Source organism: Oceanihabitans sp. 2_MG-2023 (assembly GCF_030547245.1).
In the GTDB taxonomy this organism is placed as follows: Bacteria; Bacteroidota; Bacteroidia; order Flavobacteriales; family Flavobacteriaceae; genus Oceanihabitans.
Genome location: NZ_JAUOQT010000005.1, coordinates 157,164 through 178,160, shown reverse-complemented (window position 1 = coordinate 178,160; position 20,997 = coordinate 157,164). Strand labels below are relative to the sequence as shown.

Genomic DNA, 20,997 nt, shown 5'->3' with positions numbered 1-20,997 from the left:
TAAAATTATAATAAAAATACACTAAATTCTTTTTGCTATTAATTACTAGTGTATATAATCAACCTCATTTATTTTTCGTTAACTTTGCATTACATTTTTATAGAATACAAATTATAAAAAATTGACCAACATTAAAGATAAAAAAATCTTTATTAGCAACAACCTAAAAAACTCATAAATTTTGAGCAATATTCATTCTATTATATCTACAGCAAAGAAAACCATTGAATTAGAAAGCAAAGCAATTTTAAATTTATCTAGTTTAGTAAATGATGATTTTGCAGATGCTGTTAACCTTATATACAATTCTAAGGGTAGAATAATCATTACTGGAATTGGTAAAAGCGCAATAATAGCGACAAAAATTGTAGCGACATTAAATTCTACAGGCACTCCATCTATTTTTATGCATGCAGCAGATGCCATTCATGGTGATTTAGGTTTAATTCTGGAAGACGATGTCGTTATTTGTATTTCTAAAAGTGGAAACACACCAGAAATTAAAGTACTCGTTCCTTTAATAAAAAATGCAAATAATAAGATGATTGCCATTACTGGTAATAAAGATTCCTTTTTAGGACAACAAGCAGATTATGTTTTAAACGCCTATGTTGAAAAAGAAGCTTGCCCTAATAACCTTGCACCAACAACTAGTACCACTGCACAACTAGTACTTGGTGATGCGCTTGCTGTTTGTTTATTAGAATTACGTGGCTTTTCGAGTAAAGACTTTGCTAAATATCACCCTGGCGGTGCATTAGGTAAAAAATTATATTTAAGAGTGCAGGATATATCTTCTATAAACCAGAAACCAAAAGTTTCTCCAGAAACTAGTATTAAAGAGGTTATTGTAGAAATCACCGAAAAAATGCTTGGTGTTACTGCTGTAGTTGAAAACAATAAAATTATTGGAATTATTACAGATGGTGATTTACGTAGAATGTTAACTAAAGTAGACGATTTCTCGAAACTCACAGCTAAAGATATTATGAGCGAAAACCCGAAACGAATTGATGTTAACGCAATGGCTGTAGATGCCATGGAGGTTTTGGAGACTTATGGCATTTCGCAAATTCTAGTAGAAGAAAACGGTACCTTTGCCGGAGTGGTACACGTGCATGATTTAATTAGAGAAGGTATTATATAATGGCGAAAAAAAATGTAAACGAGATGTCTTTTCTAGATCATCTTGAAGATTTAAGATGGCATTTAGTGCGTATTTGTATTGCAGTAGTGCTTTGTGGTATTGTTGCTTTTTTATTTAAAGGCTTTATTTTCGATGTTATTATTCTTGGACCTAAAGAAATGTCTTTCCCTACCTACAGATGGCTGTGTAGTGCAAGCGAATTAATTGGTATTGAAAACTCGTCTTTTTGTGGAGAAAGTTTTCCGTTTGAAATTCAAAGTAGAACGCTTGCAGGACAATTTTCAGCACATTTATGGACTTCTGTATACGCTGGCTTTATAATTTCTTTTCCTTATATATTATACCAACTCTGGGCCTTTATTAGTCCGGGAATGCATCAAAACGAACGCAAACACTCCAGTGGATTTATTATTATTTCCTCTATATTATTTTTTATAGGTGTTCTTTTCGGTTATTATATAGTAACTCCTTTATCGATTAACTTTTTAGGCACCTACTCTGTTAGCCAAGAAGTACATAACGATTTCGATTTAGCAAGCTACATTGGTTTGGTTCGAGCTACAGTAATAGCTTCGGGTTTAATTTTTGAGCTTCCTATTATTATCTACTTTTTAACTAAAGTAGGATTAGTGACACCAGAATTCCTTAAAAAATACAGAAAATACGCTTTAGTAATCGTACTAATTCTTTCTGCAATTATAACGCCTCCAGATATTGCAAGTCAAATTATAGTGGCGATACCAATATTAATACTATATCAAGTAAGTATTTATATTTCAAAAGTTGTAGTAAAAAGAGATTCTAAAAAAAACCCTGAAAATAAAATAAAAAAGCATGTCTAATATAGTAACTGAGTTTAACGAGTATCGTTCTAAAATGAATGATAAAATTCTTGCAGATAATAATAAAGTAATCAAACGTATTTTTAATTTAGATACTAACGCTTTCGCGGAAGGATCTTTAGACAAAAAAACAAAGGAATTACTGGGCCTTGTAGCTTCTATGGTTTTACGTTGTGACGATTGTGTAAGATACCATTTAGAAGCATGCCACAAAGAAGGGCTTACTAAAGAGCAAGTAGTAGAATCTTTAAGTATTGCCAATTTAATTGGTGGAACTATAGTGATTCCACATTTACGAAAAGCATACGAATATTGGGATGCCTTAGAAGAAGCACAAGGTTAAACTTTACTTAAATTACTAGTACATACACCCTAGTATTTTGGTTTTTATTATTTTTAACAACAAGCATTGTACATATGAAACTTAGAGCAGAACATTTAATGAAATCCTATAGCGGAAGAAAAGTGGTAAAAGACGTTTCTTTAGAAGTGAATCAAGGAGAAATTGTTGGTCTTTTAGGACCTAATGGCGCCGGAAAAACAACTTCGTTTTACATGATTGTTGGATTAATAAAACCTAATGGTGGAAATATTTTTCTTGAAGACACCAACATTACCAAATACCCCATGTACAAACGTGCTCAAAATGGTATTGGTTATTTAGCACAAGAAGCTTCGGTGTTTAGAAAACTAAGTATAGAAGACAATATTCTAAGTGTATTACAACTTACCAAATTAAGCAAAAAAGAGCAACATGATAAAATGGAATCGCTTATTGAAGAGTTTGGTTTGGGACATATTAGAAAAAGTCGAGGCGATTTACTTTCTGGTGGAGAACGTAGACGTACCGAAATTGCACGTGCGCTTGCTACAGACCCTAATTTTATTCTATTGGACGAACCTTTTGCTGGAGTAGACCCTGTTGCAGTTGAAGATATTCAACGTATTGTTGCACAACTTACCAAAAAGAATATTGGTATTTTAATTACAGATCACAACGTACAAGAAACTCTAGCCATTACAGATAGAACGTATTTAATGTTTGAAGGGGGTATTTTAAAAGCTGGAAAACCAGAAGAACTTGCCGAAGATGAAATGGTACGTAAAGTATATCTTGGTCAGAACTTTGAACTTAGAAGAAAAAAATTAGATTTCTAACAACTACTCCTGATTGCATAAGTCTTCATTTTGATTTTTTTGCATTTAATTAAAAAAAGACCTTAGCAATAAAAAATATCAAACAAGTTAGTTTAATACTTTTTTAGCTTCTGAACATAATGCAACGTTTCGTCTAAATAAAGTCGTAAATAAACAAGTTGAGAGGTATTGGAGGACTTCGTATAATAAACCATTTTAATGGTCATACTTTTTGATCCTTTATTATAATACGTGGAAGCTCCTGTAATTATAATATCACCTTCTACATCTTTGTAGATTTCATCCTTTAATTTTTTATAACTATCTGCTAACCAAACATTAGCTTCACAAGTCAAATCGTTTAAAATTAAGTTGTCTTTTGTCTCTAAGTAGCTTAATAATTGATCTGAAATTGTTAATACCTTAGGATTAACATCCTCTATATTAAAGTATCTATTTTTACTAGAATAAGAAGTTTCATTTTTATGCCAAACATCATTTAATCTTGAAAATTGTAAAACTTTATAATCTGGATCTATAGTTATTTTTTCTAGGTTAGTTTTAGGAAAAGTGTAGGTGTCATTCTTATAAGTAAAAGATAGAGAATGCTTTTCTTCTGTACCATTAGTAAGCGCTTTTACAACTTCTACTTTCGTATTATTTATAGTGAATCCGTTAATAATTAAATTATTTTCTGTTTCCGTAATAAAAAAATCAGGAAGCACATTTGAAGCTATCAAAGGCAACTCCTTTCCTTCTAAAAACTCTTGAAGTTCATTTAAAGAAATAGTAGTATTGCTTGACGATTTTTCTTTATAAAACTGAGACAAAACCGTATATAAATTATTATTCTCTTTTTCATTGTATAAAAATAAAAGCGTTGAAAAGCTATAACTAATTACACTTCTATCTTCCGATTTTATTTTTTTTGAAACTAAACTAGCTTCTCTAAAGCCTTCACTTCTATAGCCTTTTTTATTTAGTAGACTTTTTAATTCTTTTTTTTCTTTTTTAAAATCTAGATATTTTAAAGACATATATTCGGCAATTCCTTCTGTTAAAACCGACTCTTTAAAACGCAAACCACTAACGCCCCAAAACAAATGCGCAACCTCATGTGCTAGTAAACGTATTTCTAGCCTTGCTGTATCTTTTAACATTTTAGAATTTAAAAGAATAACATTATCCAAGGTTTTTCCTAAAAGCGTTTTACTTATAAAAGGCACAAATATTATTTTTGGTTTACTATTTCGCTCTGGATATGTTTGCAAATAAAAACGATAAGCATCGTTTATTACCTCAATAATATCTTTTACTTTTTCCTTACTTTTTTTTAAGGCATTCAAATTATATACATCAAACCCATTTATTGTAGTATTATAAAAATCACCAGCTATAATTGGTGGTGGATATAAATAAGCTCTTTCCAAATCTTCTATATTAGGATAAATTAAAGGAAATTTTTCTGGCAGTTTAGCTTCTATATTAAATTTCCTTTTTTTACCAAAATCTTGTTTTAAAGTTCCTAAATAACTTATTGAAGCCAAAAAGAAATCTTTAGTCATTCTATAACTATCGGTTTTTTCTTTTAAAAGATTTACAGAAAAACTAAAATCATTAGCTCTAGGTAAGTATTGTTTATATACAACCTTACCTAGCTTAATGCTTCCTATTAAAGACGCTTGATCTTTATGTAGTAATATTCTACTATGAACTATTATTGTGTCTTTTTGTTTGTCTAAATTTGAAATTGTATTATTAACAAATAAATTTCCAAACTTATCTACTTCCACCTTTGCATTAATAACATTTTCTTGGCTAAAGGAATAAAATGTAACAATAAATAATAGAAATAGGAACGTTTTAAAACCAGCTGATTTTTTTTCAAATAATACTTCTATCATAAGCTATACCATTTTAAAATTTCTGTGATAGGTTCAACTTCTTCATCGTGCTAATATAAAAAACATAATGATTTGCCCGAAGTTACTTCTTGTTACACAAATACCTTTTAATTTTAACTTTTCTTTTTTTTATATTATTTATATCAAAATTTTATATATCTTTATGATATCAAAATAATATCATTTTAAATTCAATCCTATGAATCAAGAAAAAATAATCAAACCAATTAATGGCTATTTCATTTTAGCAATAACCATTGCTTTAATTATAGCTAGCATTTACTTAACTTTTGCAAAAGAGAATCCTGAATATGCTTTATTATTAATAATTGCTATTATACTATTTAAAGGTTTTACACTTGTAAACCCTAATAACTCCAGAGTTTTATTACTATTCGGAAAATATATAGGTAGTATAAAGTCTAACGGTTTATTTTGGGTAAATCCGTTATATAATAAAAAGACCATCTCTTTAAGAGCTAGCAACTTTGATAGTGAGCGTTTAAAAGTGAACGACAAACTAGGAAACCCTGTAATGATTAGCACCATTCTAGTTTGGCGCGTAACAAATACCTACAAAGCATCTTTTGATGTAGATAATTACGAGAACTTTGTAAGAGTACAAACAGATGCTGCTGTTAGAAAACTAGCCAGCATGTATCCGTATGATAATTTTGCAGACGAAGGTCATGTAGAAGACATCACCTTACGTTCTAGTGTAAACGAAGTTAGTGAAGCTCTTGAAAAAGAAATTGAAGAGCGTTTATCTATTGCTGGAATTGAAGTATTAGAAGCAAGAATAGGTTATTTAGCCTATGCACAAGAAATTGCTAGTGCCATGCTTAAAAGACAACAAGCAACAGCAATAGTTGCTGCTAGACATAAAATTGTAGAAGGTGCAGTAAGCATGGTAGAAATGGCGCTAGATGAGCTAGGAAAAAAGAATATTGTAGATCTAGATGATGAACGAAAAGCAGCAATGGTTAGTAACCTTATGGTAATACTTTGTGGTGATAAAGATGCATCTCCTGTTTTAAACACAGGTACATTAAACCAATAATCAATACCTTTACAAAAAAAATCAAAAAAGAAAATTAAAAATTTAAATGGCTAAGAAAAAGGCTTTTGCATTACGAATCAATGAAGATATGATCAAAGCAATTGAAAAATGGGCTGCGGATGAATTCCGCAGCACTAATGGTCAAATTGAATGGATGCTTAATGAAAGCCTAAAAAAGGCAAAGAGAAATCCTAAAAAAAGAAATACAGATGCAAAAGATTAAAGATCTTTTGCTTTCTTAGCTTCTTGTAAAGCTTTTTCTGCAGTTAATCTTTTTTGATATCTTCCTTGAACAACATCTACTATAATAAGAATAGCTAGAACAAAATAGAACGTTGTTTTACTCATTGGTACAATTTCATTTCCAAAAAGTTTTAAATGCGCCAAATGTCCTCCTTCGGTAATTAGCATAATTCCTACAATAAATAAAATAAAAAGACCTAGTACTTCGTACATTCTATTTTTAGATAAAAAGGTAGAAATTTTATCTGCCATAAAAAGCATCAATAAACCACTTATAACTATAGCTATTGCCATTACAATAAATGCAGTAGTACTACTCTCTATTTCACTAGTTAAACCTATTGCTGCTAAAATAGAATCAAAAGAAAAAACCAGATTCATAATTACAATACTTGTTACAACTGCATTAGCTGACTTGGTACTTTTTCCTGTTGCCATTTCTGAAACCTCTAATCCTGTTGTAGAAATCATGTGCCAAATTTCTTTAATTGCAGTATAAATAATAAATGCACCTCCAGCCAATACAATTATACTATGGCCGTTAAAGGCAAACTTTATAATATCTTTTATTTCACCTGTTAAAAAAGAAAAAGGTTCTTGAAAGAAGTCAATAATTGAAACTAATACAAATAACAAAACAATACGCAAAACGATAGCGATAAGTATTCCTACTTTTCTAACCCGTTTTTGCTCCGATTCTGGCGCTTTTTTAGATTCTAAAGAAATATATAAAAGGTTATCAAATCCTAATACTGCTTGTAGCATAATTAGCATTAAAAGAGTGAAAATAATTCCTGCCATGGATTAAATATTTTTAGTGTTTAATAGAGATAATATAATGTAGATTAAGATAATTAAAGGAATTGCTGCAAATTGCAACACGACCAATATTACTAGGCTTAATAAAATAAAGGTATAGCGAATAGCATTGTCTTTAAAACCATAGTTTTTAAACTTTAATGCAAATAGTTTAATATTACTATTTAATAGGTAACAGCTTAAAAAAGTCACCGCTAATAAAAACCATTTATTTAAAATAATAGAATTCATAGCGTCACTATTTTGAAATTCTAAGATAAGAGGTAAAGAAACAATTAGTAATGTATTTGCTGGCGTTGGCAAGCCTTTAAAGTAGCTTTGTTGCTCTTCGTCTAAATTAAAAACGGCCAATCTGTAAGCAGAAGCTAATGTGATACACAAACCCAATAATGCAATAGGATTAAGTTTAAATCCTTCCCATTGCATAAATGTACTCCAAGAAGACACATTAATACTTGGCCCATCTGCAGATAAAGACAATAATTTAAACATTATTATACCAGGAACTAAACCACTTGTAACCATATCTGCTAGCGAATCTAACTGGATTCCTAATGCACTTTGCACTTGTAGTTTTCTAGCAAAAAAACCGTCAAAGAAATCAAAGAAAATTCCTAAAAAAACAAAGATAACAGATGCCAAAAATAAATTATTTACGGCTAAAATTACAGCAATGCTTCCACAGAATAAATTCAGTAAAGTGATAAAGTTTGGAATGTAGCTTTTAAGTTGCATAATTTCTTATAAGCTGTAAAAATAGCAAACTATTTTCGTCTAAAACAAAAATAGTACAATATCTATTGCTTTTTCAAGTTTAATATGTTGAAAAATAATGGCATATTTGTAAAAAAATTATTCTTGAAAAAAACACTAACAATACTACTATTAACTTTTTGTGTCTCTATTTCGGCGCAAACAGTTAGAAAATATTCTAATGAATTTATGAATATTGGAGTGGATGCGGCAGCTTTAGGAATGAGTAATGCAGTAACAGCTTACTCTAATGATGTAAACTCTGGCTACTGGAATCCTGCCGGACTAGTTAATATTGAAGACAAACAACTCGCTTTAATGCACTCTAGCTACTTTGCAAACATTGCAAGCTATGATTATGCTGCTTTTGCAATGCCTTTAGATAATAACAGTGCTATTGGTGTTTCATTAATACGTTTTGCTGTAGATGACATTTTAAATACAACACAATTAATTGACGACGATGGAAATATAAACTACGATAGAGTTAGCTTATTTTCTACTGCAGATTATGGTGTAACATTTTCTTATTCTAGAAAACTACCTATTCCTGGTTTTAATTATGGTATTAACGCAAAGGTAATACGACGTGTTATTGGAGATTTTGCTAATTCTTGGGGATTTGGTTTAGATGCTGCTGTGCAATTTGAAACTAAAAATGAGTGGAAATTCGGACTAATGGCTAGAGACATTACAACGACATTTAATGCTTGGGCTATTGATGAGGATGAGTTTGCTAAAGTACAAGATGCTGTCGAAGGGCAAAATCAAGAATTACCGGAAACCACAGAGCTTACCATACCTAAATTACAGTTTGGTATTGCTAAAAAATTCATCTATCGTTACGATTTTTCTATACTTACAGAGTTAGATTTAAATATTCGATTTGAAGAAAACAATGACATTATTTCGACTTCTGTAGCAAGTATTAGTCCTTCCTTTGGTTTTGAAGTTGGATATATAGACATGATTTACTTAAGAGGTGGTGTTGGTAATTTTCAAAATGAATTACAATTAGATAATTCTGAAAAAACTAGCTTTCAACCAAGTATTGGTCTAGGCTTTAAATACAAAGGCATTCAAGTAGATTATGCATTTACAGACATTGGAGACCAAAGTGTTGCTCTTTATTCTAACGTCTTTTCACTAAAAATGGATTTAGGTATCTTTAGATAATTTAGTAATGAAAAGATTATTATTCCTTTTATTCTTTTTCTCCTTTGTATTTACACAAGCGCAAGACACTTACCAAAAAACCGAAATTAGTATTTTAACCATAGGGCCAGGAACTTCTTTAAACGATGCTTTTGGACACAATGGTATACGAGTAAAAACACCATTTAGTGATGTAGTTTACGACTACGGAAGGTTTCCGTTTAACGACCCCAATTTTTACTTAAATTTTGCTAGAGGAAAACTATTATATTCTCAAGGAGTTAGTAAAACATATCCTGTTCTCGATTTTTACACAAGTCAGAATAGAACCATTAGAGAGCAAGTTTTAGATTTAACAACAAAAGAAAAACAAGACATACATGCTTTTCTAGAAACCAATGCATTACCACAAAACAAAGATTATTTATACGATTTCTTTTACGATAATTGCGCAACAAAAATTAGAGATATTGCTGAAGAAATTACAAATAATAATATAGTTTTTAACACTCCTGAAGATTTAAAAGAAAAAACCTTTAGAGATTTAATACAGGAAAATTTATATTGGAATTCTTGGGGTAGCCTTGGTATAGACATCGCTTTAGGGTCGATAATAGATAAACAAGCAACTCCTTATGAGTATATGTTTTTACCTAAATATATACATCGTTTTTTCGAAAACGCTACTTTAAAAAGTACAAATAATAAATTAGTAAAAAAGCTACAAACTTTATACAATAAAACCCAAACCAAACAACAGCAAAACTATTTTAATAGCCCCATTTTTATTCTTGGTTTGTTGGGTGCTTTTATACTTTGGATTACCTTTAAAAACTATAAAACGGGAAAAAGAAGCAAGTGGTTAGACTTTAGTATCTTTTTAGTTACTGGAATAATTGGTGTTTTTATTCTATTACTATGGTTTGCTACAGATCATACTGCAACTGCTAACAATTACAATCTACTTTGGGCTTTTGCTATAAATCTTTTTTTAGTTAATCAAGTACTAAAAACACAACCAAAAGTTTGGTTAGTAAAATACATTAAACTGTTAATTATTCTTATGTGTTTATTGGTATTTCATTGGATAATGGGCGTGCAAAGATTTGCTTTTGCTCTATTACCACTTCTTATTGCATTAGTGATTAGGTATTTATACCTAGTGCATTGTTATACAAAAACAAAATAACCAATTTAAGTTTCCTTTTTAAGTTTAGTTTTTTTCGGGCAATTTGTAATTTAAACTACTACTGACCTCTAAAAAAAATCATGGTACTCAAAGTCTTAATAATAATATTTGCGTCTAAAAAGAAACTTCTGTGTTTTATATAATATAAGTCATATTGCAGCTTTAGTAAGCTATCATCCACACTAGAGCCATATCTAACTTTTACCTGTGCCCAACCAGTAAGTCCAGGTTTAACAATATGTCTAGTTTCGTAAAAAGGAATGACTTGCGACAACTCCTCTACAAAATAAGGTCTTTCGGGTCTAGGGCCAATTAGACTCATTTCCCCTTTAAGAATATTTATAAACTGCGGTATCTCATCCAGCCTAGATTTCCGTAAAAACTTACCAAAAAAAGTTATTCTAGAATCATTTTTAGTAGCCCAAACAGCGCCATTAGTTTCTGCATTTTTTATCATGGTACGAAACTTAATAATATTGAAGGTTTTACCATTTTTACCTACACGCTCTTGTGTGTAAAATAAAGAGCCTCTATTAGCTACTATATTTCCAAGTAAAATAAAAGGCAGAATAACTGCACCTATTAAAATTCCTATAATAGAGAAAAACATATCAAAAAAACGATGAAAGAATAGGTAGAGTTTATTTTGATTACTTCGACTAAAAGGAAAATATTTATAAAAATCTTTACCTACAAATTGAACAGGTACTCGATACGTCATGTCTTCGTATACTTGTGTGTATTCTTTAATAGGAAAACCTCTTTCTAGAAGCGTTATTAAATCGTGATATATGTCTGAAGTTATAGTTTCCGAGTTATAACTAGCTACTACAATTTCTGAAATATTTTCTTTAGCTATAATTGCATGCATTTGATTTGGCTGAAATTCTTCAATACCATTAATCTTAATGGCATCATAGTTTCTATCTTCACAATTAATAAATCCAACTATTTTATAATTAGGATCCGAACCCTTAAAAGCATCTATTATTGGTTGAATATTAGAAACCTCACCAACAATGAGGGCTTTTTTATAAAATCTTGGAGAGGTAATAAAATTAATATATGCTAACCGCCAAACAACTAAAGCTAAAGTAATGGCTAAATAAAAATAAAAAATCTGCAACCTATTCTCTGGTAAAAAAGGAGTAAAATAAGGCGTTAACAAATAAAATAAAACGGTAACAGATACGGTTAATACAATATTAGCAAGTACAGAATCTGGCTTACTTGCTTTTTGTAGATCGTATAATTCGAATACTGTTCCAAAAACGCTGATATACAAGGCTAATATTATAATCCAAGCCCAATTATTATTATCAATATAAAAATAATCAAATTCAAAAAAATGACCTACACCATAAAGAGAAACAAAAATAAAGACAAGATCAAAAATACGTAGTAGTATTTTTCTTTCAGAAATATCAAAATGGATGTCTTTTTTTTTTGCCATATATTTTTAAAAGTGTTAATGTAAAGATAATAAGTTAAGATAATATTACAAGTTTTTACTCAAGTACTTGAAACCATTTTGTTTTTACTAATTCCCAGTCAAACGCTATCACTTTTTCTCTGGCTTTATTAGTCATTATTTTTGTTTTTTCAGGATTATTAACTATACTTTTTACAGCTTTTACAAAGCCTTCTTCATGGTCCTTAGCTACTAATACTCCATCTATATTATTTGCTATTAAAAAAGGTAACCCGCCAACATTTGTGGAAATTACTGGCAAACCTAATGCCATTGCCTCTATAACACTAACTGGCATATTATCAAAATTTGTAGTATTAATAAATATATTAAAATCTTTAGAAAGCGTAATCCAAGCTTCCTTAGTTAATTTACCTGTAAAAGTAACATCTACGTGCAAACTTTTAGCTAGTTGCATAACTTCTAACAAACTACCATCACTATCTGGGCCTACCATACAAAGTGTAGCATGGAAGCCTTCTACCTGTAACCCTTTTAAAACTTTAACAGCTAATTTGGGATTATATATTTTAGAAAAAGATCGTACCCAAAGTAGGTTTATGTTTTTAAAGTTTCGTTCTTTAAATGTATAACTATCCATTTCTATTGCATTAGGAATAAAATCCACATTTAGATAACCGTTATTTTTAAAGGTTTCTAATAAATATAAAGAAGGAGAAACATTTTTGTGAGCATTGTGAAATATCATTTTCGATAGCTTCGGGCTTTGTTTTAATCGATCTGGCAAATTACCACCATGTAGTATTGGTATATATTTAAGTTTTAGAAGGCTACACAACTGACTTACAACTAATGCATAATAAAAATTAGTAGTACTATAGGTATCTATAAGTACATAATCTATTTTTTTAGACATGGTTATACAGTTCCAAACCATATCGAATAATCTTAAAACTTTATTATTTTTAGAAGAAGCATAATGCATTTCGAATCCTTCCGTTTCTAATAAAGTTCCTAATACTTGTATAGAAGAAGTATTAGATTTCTTGTTATTTAAGTTGTTTCCTATGTAAAGGATTTTTTTCATAAGTCACATTTAATAAAGCTAGTGCATAAATAAAAGCTGGTGCAGCAATTCGCATAGAAGAATGATTAATCGTTGCAAACCAAAAACATAAAAAGGCATAGAAAAAATAACTTTTTTTATTCCTTGATCGAAACTCTAGAGGCTTAAATAGTAGTATTAGTAAAATGATAACACCAAACATACCATGCTCTGCCAGCAATCTACTAGTTTCACTATGCGAGGTAACCCCTTGTCCATCAATTTCAATACGTTGGTCTTTTGCTCTACTAGAACCAATACCAAAAAATGGATTCGATAAAAAACCAGCTAATTCTTCTTCAAACAACTGTCCTCGACCTGTTGTTACATCACTTTTTTCACGTCCTAAATGATCTTTATTTGCGTATCTCAAGTCTACATAACCATCGGTTTGTGAAGAACTTATTACCCAAGTTGCTACAATGGTAAACAAGAATAGTAAACTAATTTTTATAATTTCACTTTTCCTTTTTTTAGATACTTTTAGATAATACATTCCTAAAAAGGCTAATATAGCAATTACGGCAGTAATTACTCCTCCACGACTAAAAGTCACAATTGCACGAAAAGAAATAGCGGAAAAAATTGCTAAATTCAAAATTTTCAACCCTAAAGATGGTGATTTTGTAAATAAACGAATTGCCATAATAAACATACCTAATCCCAAAATTGTAGAAACCTGGTTTGCTCCCCAACCTCCAGATGCCGAACGATTAGAACCTGTGCCTGACAAAACGTCTCTAACACTTGGATTATAAACAAAAATATATGCCGTATTCGCAATTATAGGCAATACCATAAATAATAATATTTTATGAAGCTGTCTTATATTTACTTTCTTATCATAACAATAAAGCGCAGCAATCCCTAAACATACAGGACCACTCAACACAAAGGCAATATTAGTTCTAAAATTCGCATCAAAACTCAAAGTGGTAGAAGCAACAAATATAGATGGTACTAAAAACATTAAATATATAAAATAGGGGTACCCTTTTCCAGATAAACCTTTATAAAACATCCCCATAATCATGAGTACAATAACGAGGTATTTTCCAGCTTCATAAGAAATGGAACCCTTTGTCATACGCAATAAAATCTCAGCTCCAACGAAATAAGCACAAGCTTTAAGAATTTCAAAAGTTTTTAAATGATTAGGAGCTGTAATTATTTGATGCAAAAAATAAAATAAAGCCATAAAGAAATATAGCTTTGCCAAAGACTCATTTAAATATATTATTATTCCAATGAATATATGCATTACAATAACAGAAACATATGTAATATTAGTCTTCAAAAAATTATTTTAAATTATTTTAATTATTGAGGTAAAAATAAGATATCCAATCCAATTGCTAACTAAATAGCTTTAAAATAATAATTCAAGAAAACATTTTCTTATAATTATCTATAGGAAAGCGATAATGGTAACTTTTTCGAAAAAGAAATAATATAAAGTGGATAATAAAAACCGGAAGGTATGGTCGAAAAAACCTTAAATAAGTATCATAGGTTTTATTAGAATAATTACAAATTAAAAAAGGAATCGTGTTAGTTTCTAAATAATTTCTTTTTACACTCGCTAATTCTATTGGTTTTAAAGGATTAAAAGTTTCAAATTTAACTTCCTTATTTGTTCGTATTAATTGAAAGAGTTCTATTACAGACAAAGGTTTTTTCTCCAGATTATAAAACAACAAGCTATTATATACATCTATAAGTATCCATTTATTCCATTCTCGACTATAAATCTCATTAAAAGAATGCCCACCAAATTCTTTATTAAAAGGAGCTCTTGTAGTTCCCCATTCTCGAACTTTAATATCGTTAACTACACAAAAATTATTAAAAATTTGAGCCATATCACTACAAACACCTCCTTTTCCTGCTAGCATAATTTGTAAGGCTGTGTCCGATGGTTCACTCAGTCCAGGGCCTCCTTTAATATTGTTTTGTAACCAAATACTTAATTGTTTTACTAATTCAAAATCTGTAGTTGCCTTTTTAGCATTAAAAACAATTGTATTTACTTCTTTAAAGCTATTAGGAATATCTTTTATTAGATTGTATTGATTATAGGAGCAATTCTCTATTCCTGTAAGACTTGCGTTTTTTGAAAGTAGCTTAAAGCGTGTTATATATAGAAAATGGTGTCGTTTAAAGAACCAAGACACTTTTTTTAAAATCATTCAGATAAATTAATTATATAGCTTGCGATAAATGTAAAATTTTTTTTTTGTTAAGCCTAATGTTTTATAAATTAACCAAGTATAACGTACTAAAATATATTGTAATTATAAACACACTGCACTATACGCTTCTTTTTCAATACTTTAACAGATTAACAATTCTATGATTATAATACGAATATGTAAACTTTTTTTGTGTTTCACTTTGCATCTGGATCATTTTAACAAATACCGAAGGACTTAATTGTAATATCTTATGTATTTCAAAAACAAGTGCCTCTTCGGTAATAGCATCCAATAAAAACCCATTAATTTCCGATTTCACATAATGCCCAATAGAGGACACGTTAGATACTATTGGTAAGCACCCAAAATTCATAGCTTCTGCAATCACTTTTGGAAACCCTTCGGATGCAGATGGCAATATTATAGCATGCGATGTTTTATATATTTCATGCACATCTTTACGAGATAGAAACCCATGAAATACAAATGGCAAACCACTATTTTTGGTGCTATCTATATATTTCTGTTTTGCTTTTCCGTCTCCAACTATATGAATAGCATTAATTTTTAATTTTTCCTCTTTTGTTAATTTTTTAAATGCTTCAATTAACAAACCAACTCCTTTTTCTTTTTCTAGTCTTCCTACAAAACAAAATGTTATATCTTTTTGAGAAAATACTTTAGTTGAAATGATACTTTTTCCTTGGGCAACCTCCCCTTCCGTTAAGCATGGATTTTCAAAAGTGAGGCATTGTTTGGGTTGGTTTGGCCAGCTTCCATTTATGGTAACTTTTCTTTTTTGATTTTTTAATAACCAACGCTGAAAGCTATATGCTAATGGCGCTTGTTCTTGCTTCCAGTTTCCGGCATATTTAAACCAGCCTTTTTTAGAACTAAAAAGCATCAAATACGGAATTACAAATACTCCTATTCCTGTTGGTGCTCTAAATTGAAAACAATCGGTTTTATTAATTGCTTTTTTTATTATACGAATTGTTTTGGGAGCTGAAGATATAATTGCCAGCTTATCGACAAGTTTTTGTCCTCCTACTGCTGGTAATGCTTCGAATGAAATTTTACTGGATGTATATGGCAAGGCGCTTGGTGGCGCAGCTACTTGATGTAGCATAGCAACATGTATTACCGCATCAAAAACTGTAATTAAATTATTAATTTCTGTTACTGTAGAACCTAAACCAACAATAGTTCCATCCGGTTTTTTATAATGCTCTGTATGCGAAATAATAGTTAGAGTTTTCATCTTAATAGAGCTATATATTGTTGTATAACATTAGACCAATCGTGTTGTATTGCCCATTCTCTTGCTTCAGCAGAAAAACTTGCTTTAGAATTTAATATTGTAGCTATAGCTTGCAAAAACTGCTCTGCATTGCTCCCATCTATTAAAATCCCAGAAACATTAGGTTTTATAGCGTCTTCGATACCACAATTTACGGATCCAATTGCTGGAATACCCAACGCATTTGCTTCTAAAATAGCAATACCAAAGCCTTCAACGTCTCCTGTTTTACTTTCGGTACTTAACATAACAAACACATCGGTTTTTAAAAGTACTTGTTTTAAAATAGTATCGCTAACACTACCATGAAAAGTAATATGTTTTTCTACTTCTAAGGCTTTTGCTTTTTCCTTAAAATCGGAAGCTTCCGAAGGAATACCAACACAATGATAATGCAACGTTGGATATTTTTTTAAAAGCATAGGTAATTGTTTAATTACTTGCAATTGGCCTTTTCTAGTACTCACTCTACCAACTGTAGTAAAAACTGGGTTTCCTTGCAAAACTATTTCAGGAAGGTTTTCTACATTCCAATTTTCTAGTTGAATACCATTAGGTATGACCACAACATCTTTATGGAGATACGAAATTAAACCTTTTGTATACTTGGATACTGCAATTATTTTATCAAATTTTTTTAAAGAAGCATCAATGGATTTTTTTAATATAAAGGATTTAAAATTAACCTCACTACCATGAATTACAGCTAGTGTTTTTCGTTTTTTAAACAGACTAATAAAAGCAACATTCCACAACGAAAACTTCCCTGTTGCGATTACATGTGATGCATTTTTAAAACTTTTATTGGTGGCAATAATACGTTGCATATACATTTTATAGCGATATCTAGATCGTTTAATTCGAACAACAGTAAAAGGCAATATCGTATCAAATAGCATTTCGTCTTCTCCTGTTAAAGAACGCTGATCTGCAATAACTTGAACCCTATAATTCTCTTTACTTAAACAACTTGCTAGATGCAATGCATGATTACCAATTCCGCCAGGTTGTGGAGGGAATTCGGAGGTAACAATTAGTATATGTTTTTTTTCTGAAGGCATTATAATGTTTCAATTAATGGTCCTTCTTTTATTTTTTTACTTGCCAAACGCCAAGATTTAAAAACTTGATAAAATACAATTGGAAGAATTAATATGGTTAAAAAAACGCCCAATAATAATAGGGGTTTGTTTTTTTTGAATTGATACGGAAAAATAGATAATGGCACCATACGCAACATGGCTAATCTAGATGCTTTTTCACCAAAATAACGTCTAAAAAAATACAATACACTTGGAATTGGTCTTGGTGCAAAAAAATTAGAAGGTCTAAAGGCATCCCAACTTCCCATTTCGCGTAATCCTCCTGTTCCTGCTTTTACATCAATACAAGATGCTATTGGATTAGACACACTTTTTATATCTTGTAAATACACTCGCATACCAAACTCACCATCTCCCATACGTTGTTTTTCAAACTGCCTATCAAATAAGCCTACCGTTTCAAAAACGCTTTTATATAGCATGGCATTTCCGGTTGCAAATTGTGAGGCTATTGCAAAAAAAGCTCTCTCTTTAGGAATTTGTTTGCCTTCGGGGTAAAAAACTCCTGCAGAAACTTCAGCTTTAAAAAAATCTAAACATTTTAAATGACTTGAAATCCAATCTGGTTTTATACGTACATCATCTTCCGATAAAGCAATGAGTGTTCCTGTAGCATTTTTAATTGCTGTATTTCTGGCTAACCAAAGTGCTTTTTCTTCTTGTTTTACAAGGTTTATATCTAATGTATAATCGGCATAAAAATCGGCTTTAAAGGGTTCCGATTGATCTACAACAATCACTTCAAAATTAGTGTATTCTTGTTGTTCTAAATCTTTTAAAACATCCTTTAAATATTCGTAACGATTCAAGGTTGGTATAACTACGCTTACTTTAGGGTTTTCTTTAATTAACATGGAATCAAAGGAGTTCCAATCGGTATAAAGAATAGGACTATTACCAATTGCAACTCTATTTACTTTACTTGTTTTTAACCAAGCGCGGACTTCTTTAAGAGGGTTATAAAACGAAAATATTCGCAGTAGTAAAATATAGAAAACCCAAGCTTTATTAAAATACTTACGAACAAAATGATAATTATCTTGTAATGCTATTTTATCAAAATTAGAATAGGTTGGAGCTTTACCAATATATCCTTTTTGCACTGCTTGCCAGGATAAATCATAATCTTGTGCTATTTTAGATTGGTAGGTTTTATCTACTGTTAATTGCTTTAAAATACTTTCTGGTAAACTTTTAACCTCAGGAAATACGGAAGCATTTGTTTTTGTAAACAGCTGAAAATAATGCGTTGGTTGTAAATATTTTAAAAATGAAAATAACATATAAACGAATAAAAGTATTTTAATTTAAAGTTTTTGGATTTGTAACAATGTCTTTTATGGTTTGGTAAATTAACTCTTTATCAAAAGTTTTCGTGTATAAATCTTTAAAATAATTACTAGGCATACCATTCTTATTAATATAGCTTTGTAAATGATTAATTAATTCGGAGACGGAATTTGGATTAAACGTAAAGGTTTCTAATAAAAATTCTTGGGTATCAATAAAGTCTAAAGCACCAAATTTAGAAGAAACAATAACAGGTGTACCCAAAGCAATAGCTTCAATAAATACCAATCCAAAAGCTTCATGATAACTGGGTAGTACTACAACATCCATACTTTTATAAAAGGCAACCATTTCTGTTAGCGATAAATTACCTAAAAATATAACTTGGTTTTTTAAATTTAAGTCTTCTACCAAAGTTTCTAAATCCTGTTTATAAGCTCCATTTCCTGCAATAAACAATTCTATAGGTTTATTTGTTTTTAAGGCATTTACCGCTTCTATAACTATTTGGTGGTTTTTATCTGAAACTAAACGTCCAGGACAGCCAATTTTAAAAGCTCCTGTTTTTTGTAAATTATTTAACGTCTTAGTACAAGGCTCATAATTAGTGATATTAGTCCAAAAAGGAACACGTTTTGTACGATTTCTAGGCACTTTATAAACCGTATGCATTTCCTTTTGCAGGTTTTTAGAATTAGCTAGTACTAAATTAGCCATGTTTAAGTACAAGGTTTTATTATATACTTTAATGAAACTAGGTTTTGTATGCCCATAAGCAGTATGAAACCATGCAATATTAGATTTCACACCTAATAAGCGTCCTGCTAAAACAGCGGGATTAATATAGCTAAAGTTAGAAATTACAACATCTGGTTTCTCCTTTTTAATAAACGTATAAATGCGATAGTAATTTTTAAAATACCCGCGTTTTTTTTCTCCATAAATACGAACACCGTTTTGAAGAAAGTAATCTTCCCGATGCTTTAAATAAAAATTAATCACCTCGTAACCATCATGGTATAGTTTTTCAGAAAGTTCTTGAAAAAAATTAGAAAGCAAGCCTTGGTTATAAGTATATAGAATTAAAATTTTCAAATTAAATATTTAGAGGGTTTAAATAGGTATTCGTGTTATTAAATGTACATAGTAGAAAAACACCAAACTTATTGTATAAACTCATTTTTTTATGATATTTGAATGCTTTCTAGAAATTTTTTAAAAATCAAATCTTTATTAAAATTATCTTGATAAAGCGCTTTATAAAAGGCTTTAGTTAAGCCTTTTTTTTCTAGAAATGGTTTTAATTTTTCTTGAAGATCTTTTTCTGAATTCGGGTTAAAAACAAACTTAGAAAACATTTTATTATTATCATTTACAAAAGATAATGCTCCAAATTGAGATGAAACAATAACTGGAGTTCCTAAAGAAATAGCTTCGATAAAAACCAAGCCAAAAGCTTCATGTAAACTTGGTAAAACAACGACGTCTTGTGACTTATAAAAATGTAACATATCGTTTGCTGATAAGTGTTTTAAAAAAGTAACTTCGTTGGTTAGATTTAATATTTCAACTTGTTTTTCTAGATCAGAAAGCCCTTCTCCTACTCCTGCGAAGTATAGATGAAATTTATTATAGGTATGCTTTAGTGTAGAAAGCGCTTCAAGAATTACCTTTTGGTTTTTATCTATTGCTATTCTACCAGGACAACCAATATTAATTACATTTTCATCCTTAAAAAAAGAAATACTAGAGGGTTGTTTTTTTTGTTCAGAAATAGTCGTCCAAAATGGTATTGCTTGAATTTTGTATTCAGGTACATGATACAACTTATTAAGTTCTTTTTTTGTTAAATAAGAGTTAGCTATAACTGCATCTGTTAGCTTTAAAAACTGTCTCTTAATAAAAATTTTCGTTGCACTAGAATTTATTTGCTTATTCAATGAATGAAACCAGACTATATTTTTTTTTACTTTAAAAATTTTCCCGAATAATAATGCAGGATTTACATAACTAAAATTAGATACTATAACCTCTGGCCTTTCTTTTTTAATAACATTATAGACGTTACGATAATTAATTAAATATCCTTCTTTTCTTTTAACAATTACTTTTACACCTTCTATTATTTGCTCGCTTACTGAAGCTTTCCATGAAAAACTTACCACTTCATGTCCTTCTTGAATTAACTTTACAGATAACTCGTGAAAAAAGCTAGAAAGATAGCCTTGATTATAAGTATGAAATAATAGGATTTTCAATCGTTTATTTTTTTCTTTTAATACATTTTATCTATACAATAAACAGTAAATTCTTCCTTAAAAAA

20 protein-coding genes are annotated in these 20,997 nt (G+C 30.0%); 8 read left to right on the top strand and 12 right to left on the bottom strand.

Annotation, left to right across the window (positions count from 1 at the left end; genetic code table 11):
* Window positions 1-181 precede the first annotated feature (181 nt).
* From Q4512_RS12375 to lptB, 4 genes are all read left to right on the top strand, one after another.
* Window positions 182-1,147: an SIS domain-containing protein gene (locus Q4512_RS12375; protein WP_303425143.1), complete on the top strand. Its 966-nt coding sequence runs from the start codon at window positions 182-184 to the stop codon at window positions 1,145-1,147.
* Window positions 1,147-1,989, top strand: a complete 843-nt coding sequence (tatC, locus tag Q4512_RS12370) for a twin-arginine translocase subunit TatC (protein WP_303425139.1) — start codon at window positions 1,147-1,149, stop codon at window positions 1,987-1,989. The genes Q4512_RS12375 and tatC overlap by 1 nt, the downstream gene beginning before the upstream one ends.
* Complete coding sequence (locus tag Q4512_RS12365; RefSeq protein ID WP_303425136.1) at window positions 1,982-2,332, top strand: carboxymuconolactone decarboxylase family protein; 351 nt, start codon at window positions 1,982-1,984, stop codon at window positions 2,330-2,332. The genes tatC and Q4512_RS12365 overlap by 8 nt, the downstream gene beginning before the upstream one ends.
* Before the next feature lie 74 nt (window positions 2,333-2,406).
* The gene (gene lptB, locus Q4512_RS12360) at window positions 2,407-3,147 is read left to right on the top strand and encodes an LPS export ABC transporter ATP-binding protein (protein ID WP_303425133.1); all 741 of its coding nucleotides are present in this window, start codon (window positions 2,407-2,409) and stop codon (window positions 3,145-3,147) included.
* Between the two features lie 92 nt (window positions 3,148-3,239).
* Here lptB and Q4512_RS12355 read toward each other — a convergent pair whose 3' ends face one another.
* On the bottom strand, window positions 3,240-5,030 hold the full coding sequence (locus Q4512_RS12355) for a hypothetical protein (protein WP_303425130.1): 1,791 nt from the start codon (window positions 5,028-5,030) through the stop codon (window positions 3,240-3,242).
* A gap of 199 nt (window positions 5,031-5,229) precedes the next feature.
* Between Q4512_RS12355 and Q4512_RS12350 the strand changes: the two genes are divergently transcribed.
* Together Q4512_RS12350 and Q4512_RS12345 are read left to right on the top strand one after the other, a co-directional pair.
* A complete protein-coding gene (locus tag Q4512_RS12350) occupies window positions 5,230-6,090 on the top strand; it encodes an SPFH domain-containing protein (RefSeq protein WP_303425128.1) in 861 nt (286 codons plus the stop codon).
* Between the two features lie 46 nt (window positions 6,091-6,136).
* Window positions 6,137-6,313, top strand: coding sequence for an Arc family DNA binding domain-containing protein (locus Q4512_RS12345; protein WP_303425126.1), 177 nt, complete (start codon window positions 6,137-6,139; stop codon window positions 6,311-6,313).
* On the opposite strand, the gene Q4512_RS12340 is transcribed toward Q4512_RS12345, so the two are convergent.
* The gene (locus Q4512_RS12340; protein ID WP_303425124.1) at window positions 6,310-7,134 is read right to left on the bottom strand and encodes a TerC family protein; all 825 of its coding nucleotides are present in this window, start codon (window positions 7,132-7,134) and stop codon (window positions 6,310-6,312) included. The two genes, Q4512_RS12345 and Q4512_RS12340, sit on opposite strands and share 4 nt — an antisense overlap.
* A gap of 3 nt (window positions 7,135-7,137) precedes the next feature.
* Window positions 7,138-7,887 (bottom strand): phosphatidylcholine/phosphatidylserine synthase, encoded by a 750-nt coding sequence (locus Q4512_RS12335; protein ID WP_303425122.1) that lies wholly within the window; start codon window positions 7,885-7,887, stop codon window positions 7,138-7,140.
* A 123-nt stretch (window positions 7,888-8,010) separates the two neighbouring features.
* Between Q4512_RS12335 and Q4512_RS12330 the strand changes: the two genes are divergently transcribed.
* A complete protein-coding gene (locus tag Q4512_RS12330; protein WP_303425119.1) occupies window positions 8,011-9,081 on the top strand; it encodes a PorV/PorQ family protein in 1,071 nt (356 codons plus the stop codon).
* A 7-nt stretch (window positions 9,082-9,088) separates the two neighbouring features.
* Complete coding sequence (locus tag Q4512_RS12325; protein WP_303425116.1) at window positions 9,089-10,249, top strand: DUF4105 domain-containing protein; 1,161 nt, start codon at window positions 9,089-9,091, stop codon at window positions 10,247-10,249.
* Between the two features lie 58 nt (window positions 10,250-10,307).
* Here Q4512_RS12325 and Q4512_RS12320 read toward each other — a convergent pair whose 3' ends face one another.
* The 9 genes from Q4512_RS12320 to Q4512_RS12280 form a co-directional block, all read right to left on the bottom strand.
* A complete protein-coding gene (locus Q4512_RS12320; protein ID WP_303425113.1) occupies window positions 10,308-11,702 on the bottom strand; it encodes a sugar transferase in 1,395 nt (464 codons plus the stop codon).
* 55 nt (window positions 11,703-11,757) lie between these two features.
* Window positions 11,758-12,768, bottom strand: coding sequence for a glycosyltransferase family 4 protein (locus Q4512_RS12315; protein ID WP_303425110.1), 1,011 nt, complete (start codon window positions 12,766-12,768; stop codon window positions 11,758-11,760).
* The gene (locus Q4512_RS12310) at window positions 12,731-13,984 is read right to left on the bottom strand and encodes an O-antigen ligase (RefSeq protein ID WP_303425107.1); all 1,254 of its coding nucleotides are present in this window, start codon (window positions 13,982-13,984) and stop codon (window positions 12,731-12,733) included. Before Q4512_RS12310 ends, Q4512_RS12315 begins: the two co-directional genes overlap by 38 nt.
* A 184-nt stretch (window positions 13,985-14,168) precedes the next feature.
* Window positions 14,169-14,975: a transglutaminase-like domain-containing protein gene (locus Q4512_RS12305; RefSeq protein ID WP_303425104.1), complete on the bottom strand. Its 807-nt coding sequence runs from the start codon at window positions 14,973-14,975 to the stop codon at window positions 14,169-14,171.
* 136 nt (window positions 14,976-15,111) lie between these two features.
* Complete coding sequence (locus Q4512_RS12300) at window positions 15,112-16,242, bottom strand: glycosyltransferase (RefSeq protein ID WP_303425101.1); 1,131 nt, start codon at window positions 16,240-16,242, stop codon at window positions 15,112-15,114.
* Window positions 16,239-17,342: a glycosyltransferase family 4 protein gene (locus Q4512_RS12295; protein ID WP_303425099.1), complete on the bottom strand. Its 1,104-nt coding sequence runs from the start codon at window positions 17,340-17,342 to the stop codon at window positions 16,239-16,241. The genes Q4512_RS12300 and Q4512_RS12295 overlap by 4 nt, the downstream gene beginning before the upstream one ends.
* Window positions 17,342-18,667 carry a glycosyltransferase family 2 protein gene (locus Q4512_RS12290; protein WP_303425096.1) on the bottom strand — a complete coding sequence of 442 codons (1,326 nt, stop codon included), beginning with the start codon at window positions 18,665-18,667 and terminating at the stop codon, window positions 17,342-17,344. The genes Q4512_RS12295 and Q4512_RS12290 overlap by 1 nt, the downstream gene beginning before the upstream one ends.
* Before the next feature lie 19 nt (window positions 18,668-18,686).
* Window positions 18,687-19,769, bottom strand: coding sequence for a glycosyltransferase family 4 protein (locus Q4512_RS12285; RefSeq protein WP_303425093.1), 1,083 nt, complete (start codon window positions 19,767-19,769; stop codon window positions 18,687-18,689).
* A gap of 89 nt (window positions 19,770-19,858) precedes the next feature.
* Window positions 19,859-20,932, bottom strand: a complete 1,074-nt coding sequence (locus tag Q4512_RS12280) for a glycosyltransferase family 4 protein (RefSeq protein ID WP_303425091.1) — start codon at window positions 20,930-20,932, stop codon at window positions 19,859-19,861.
* Window positions 20,933-20,997: the final 65 nt, after the last annotated feature.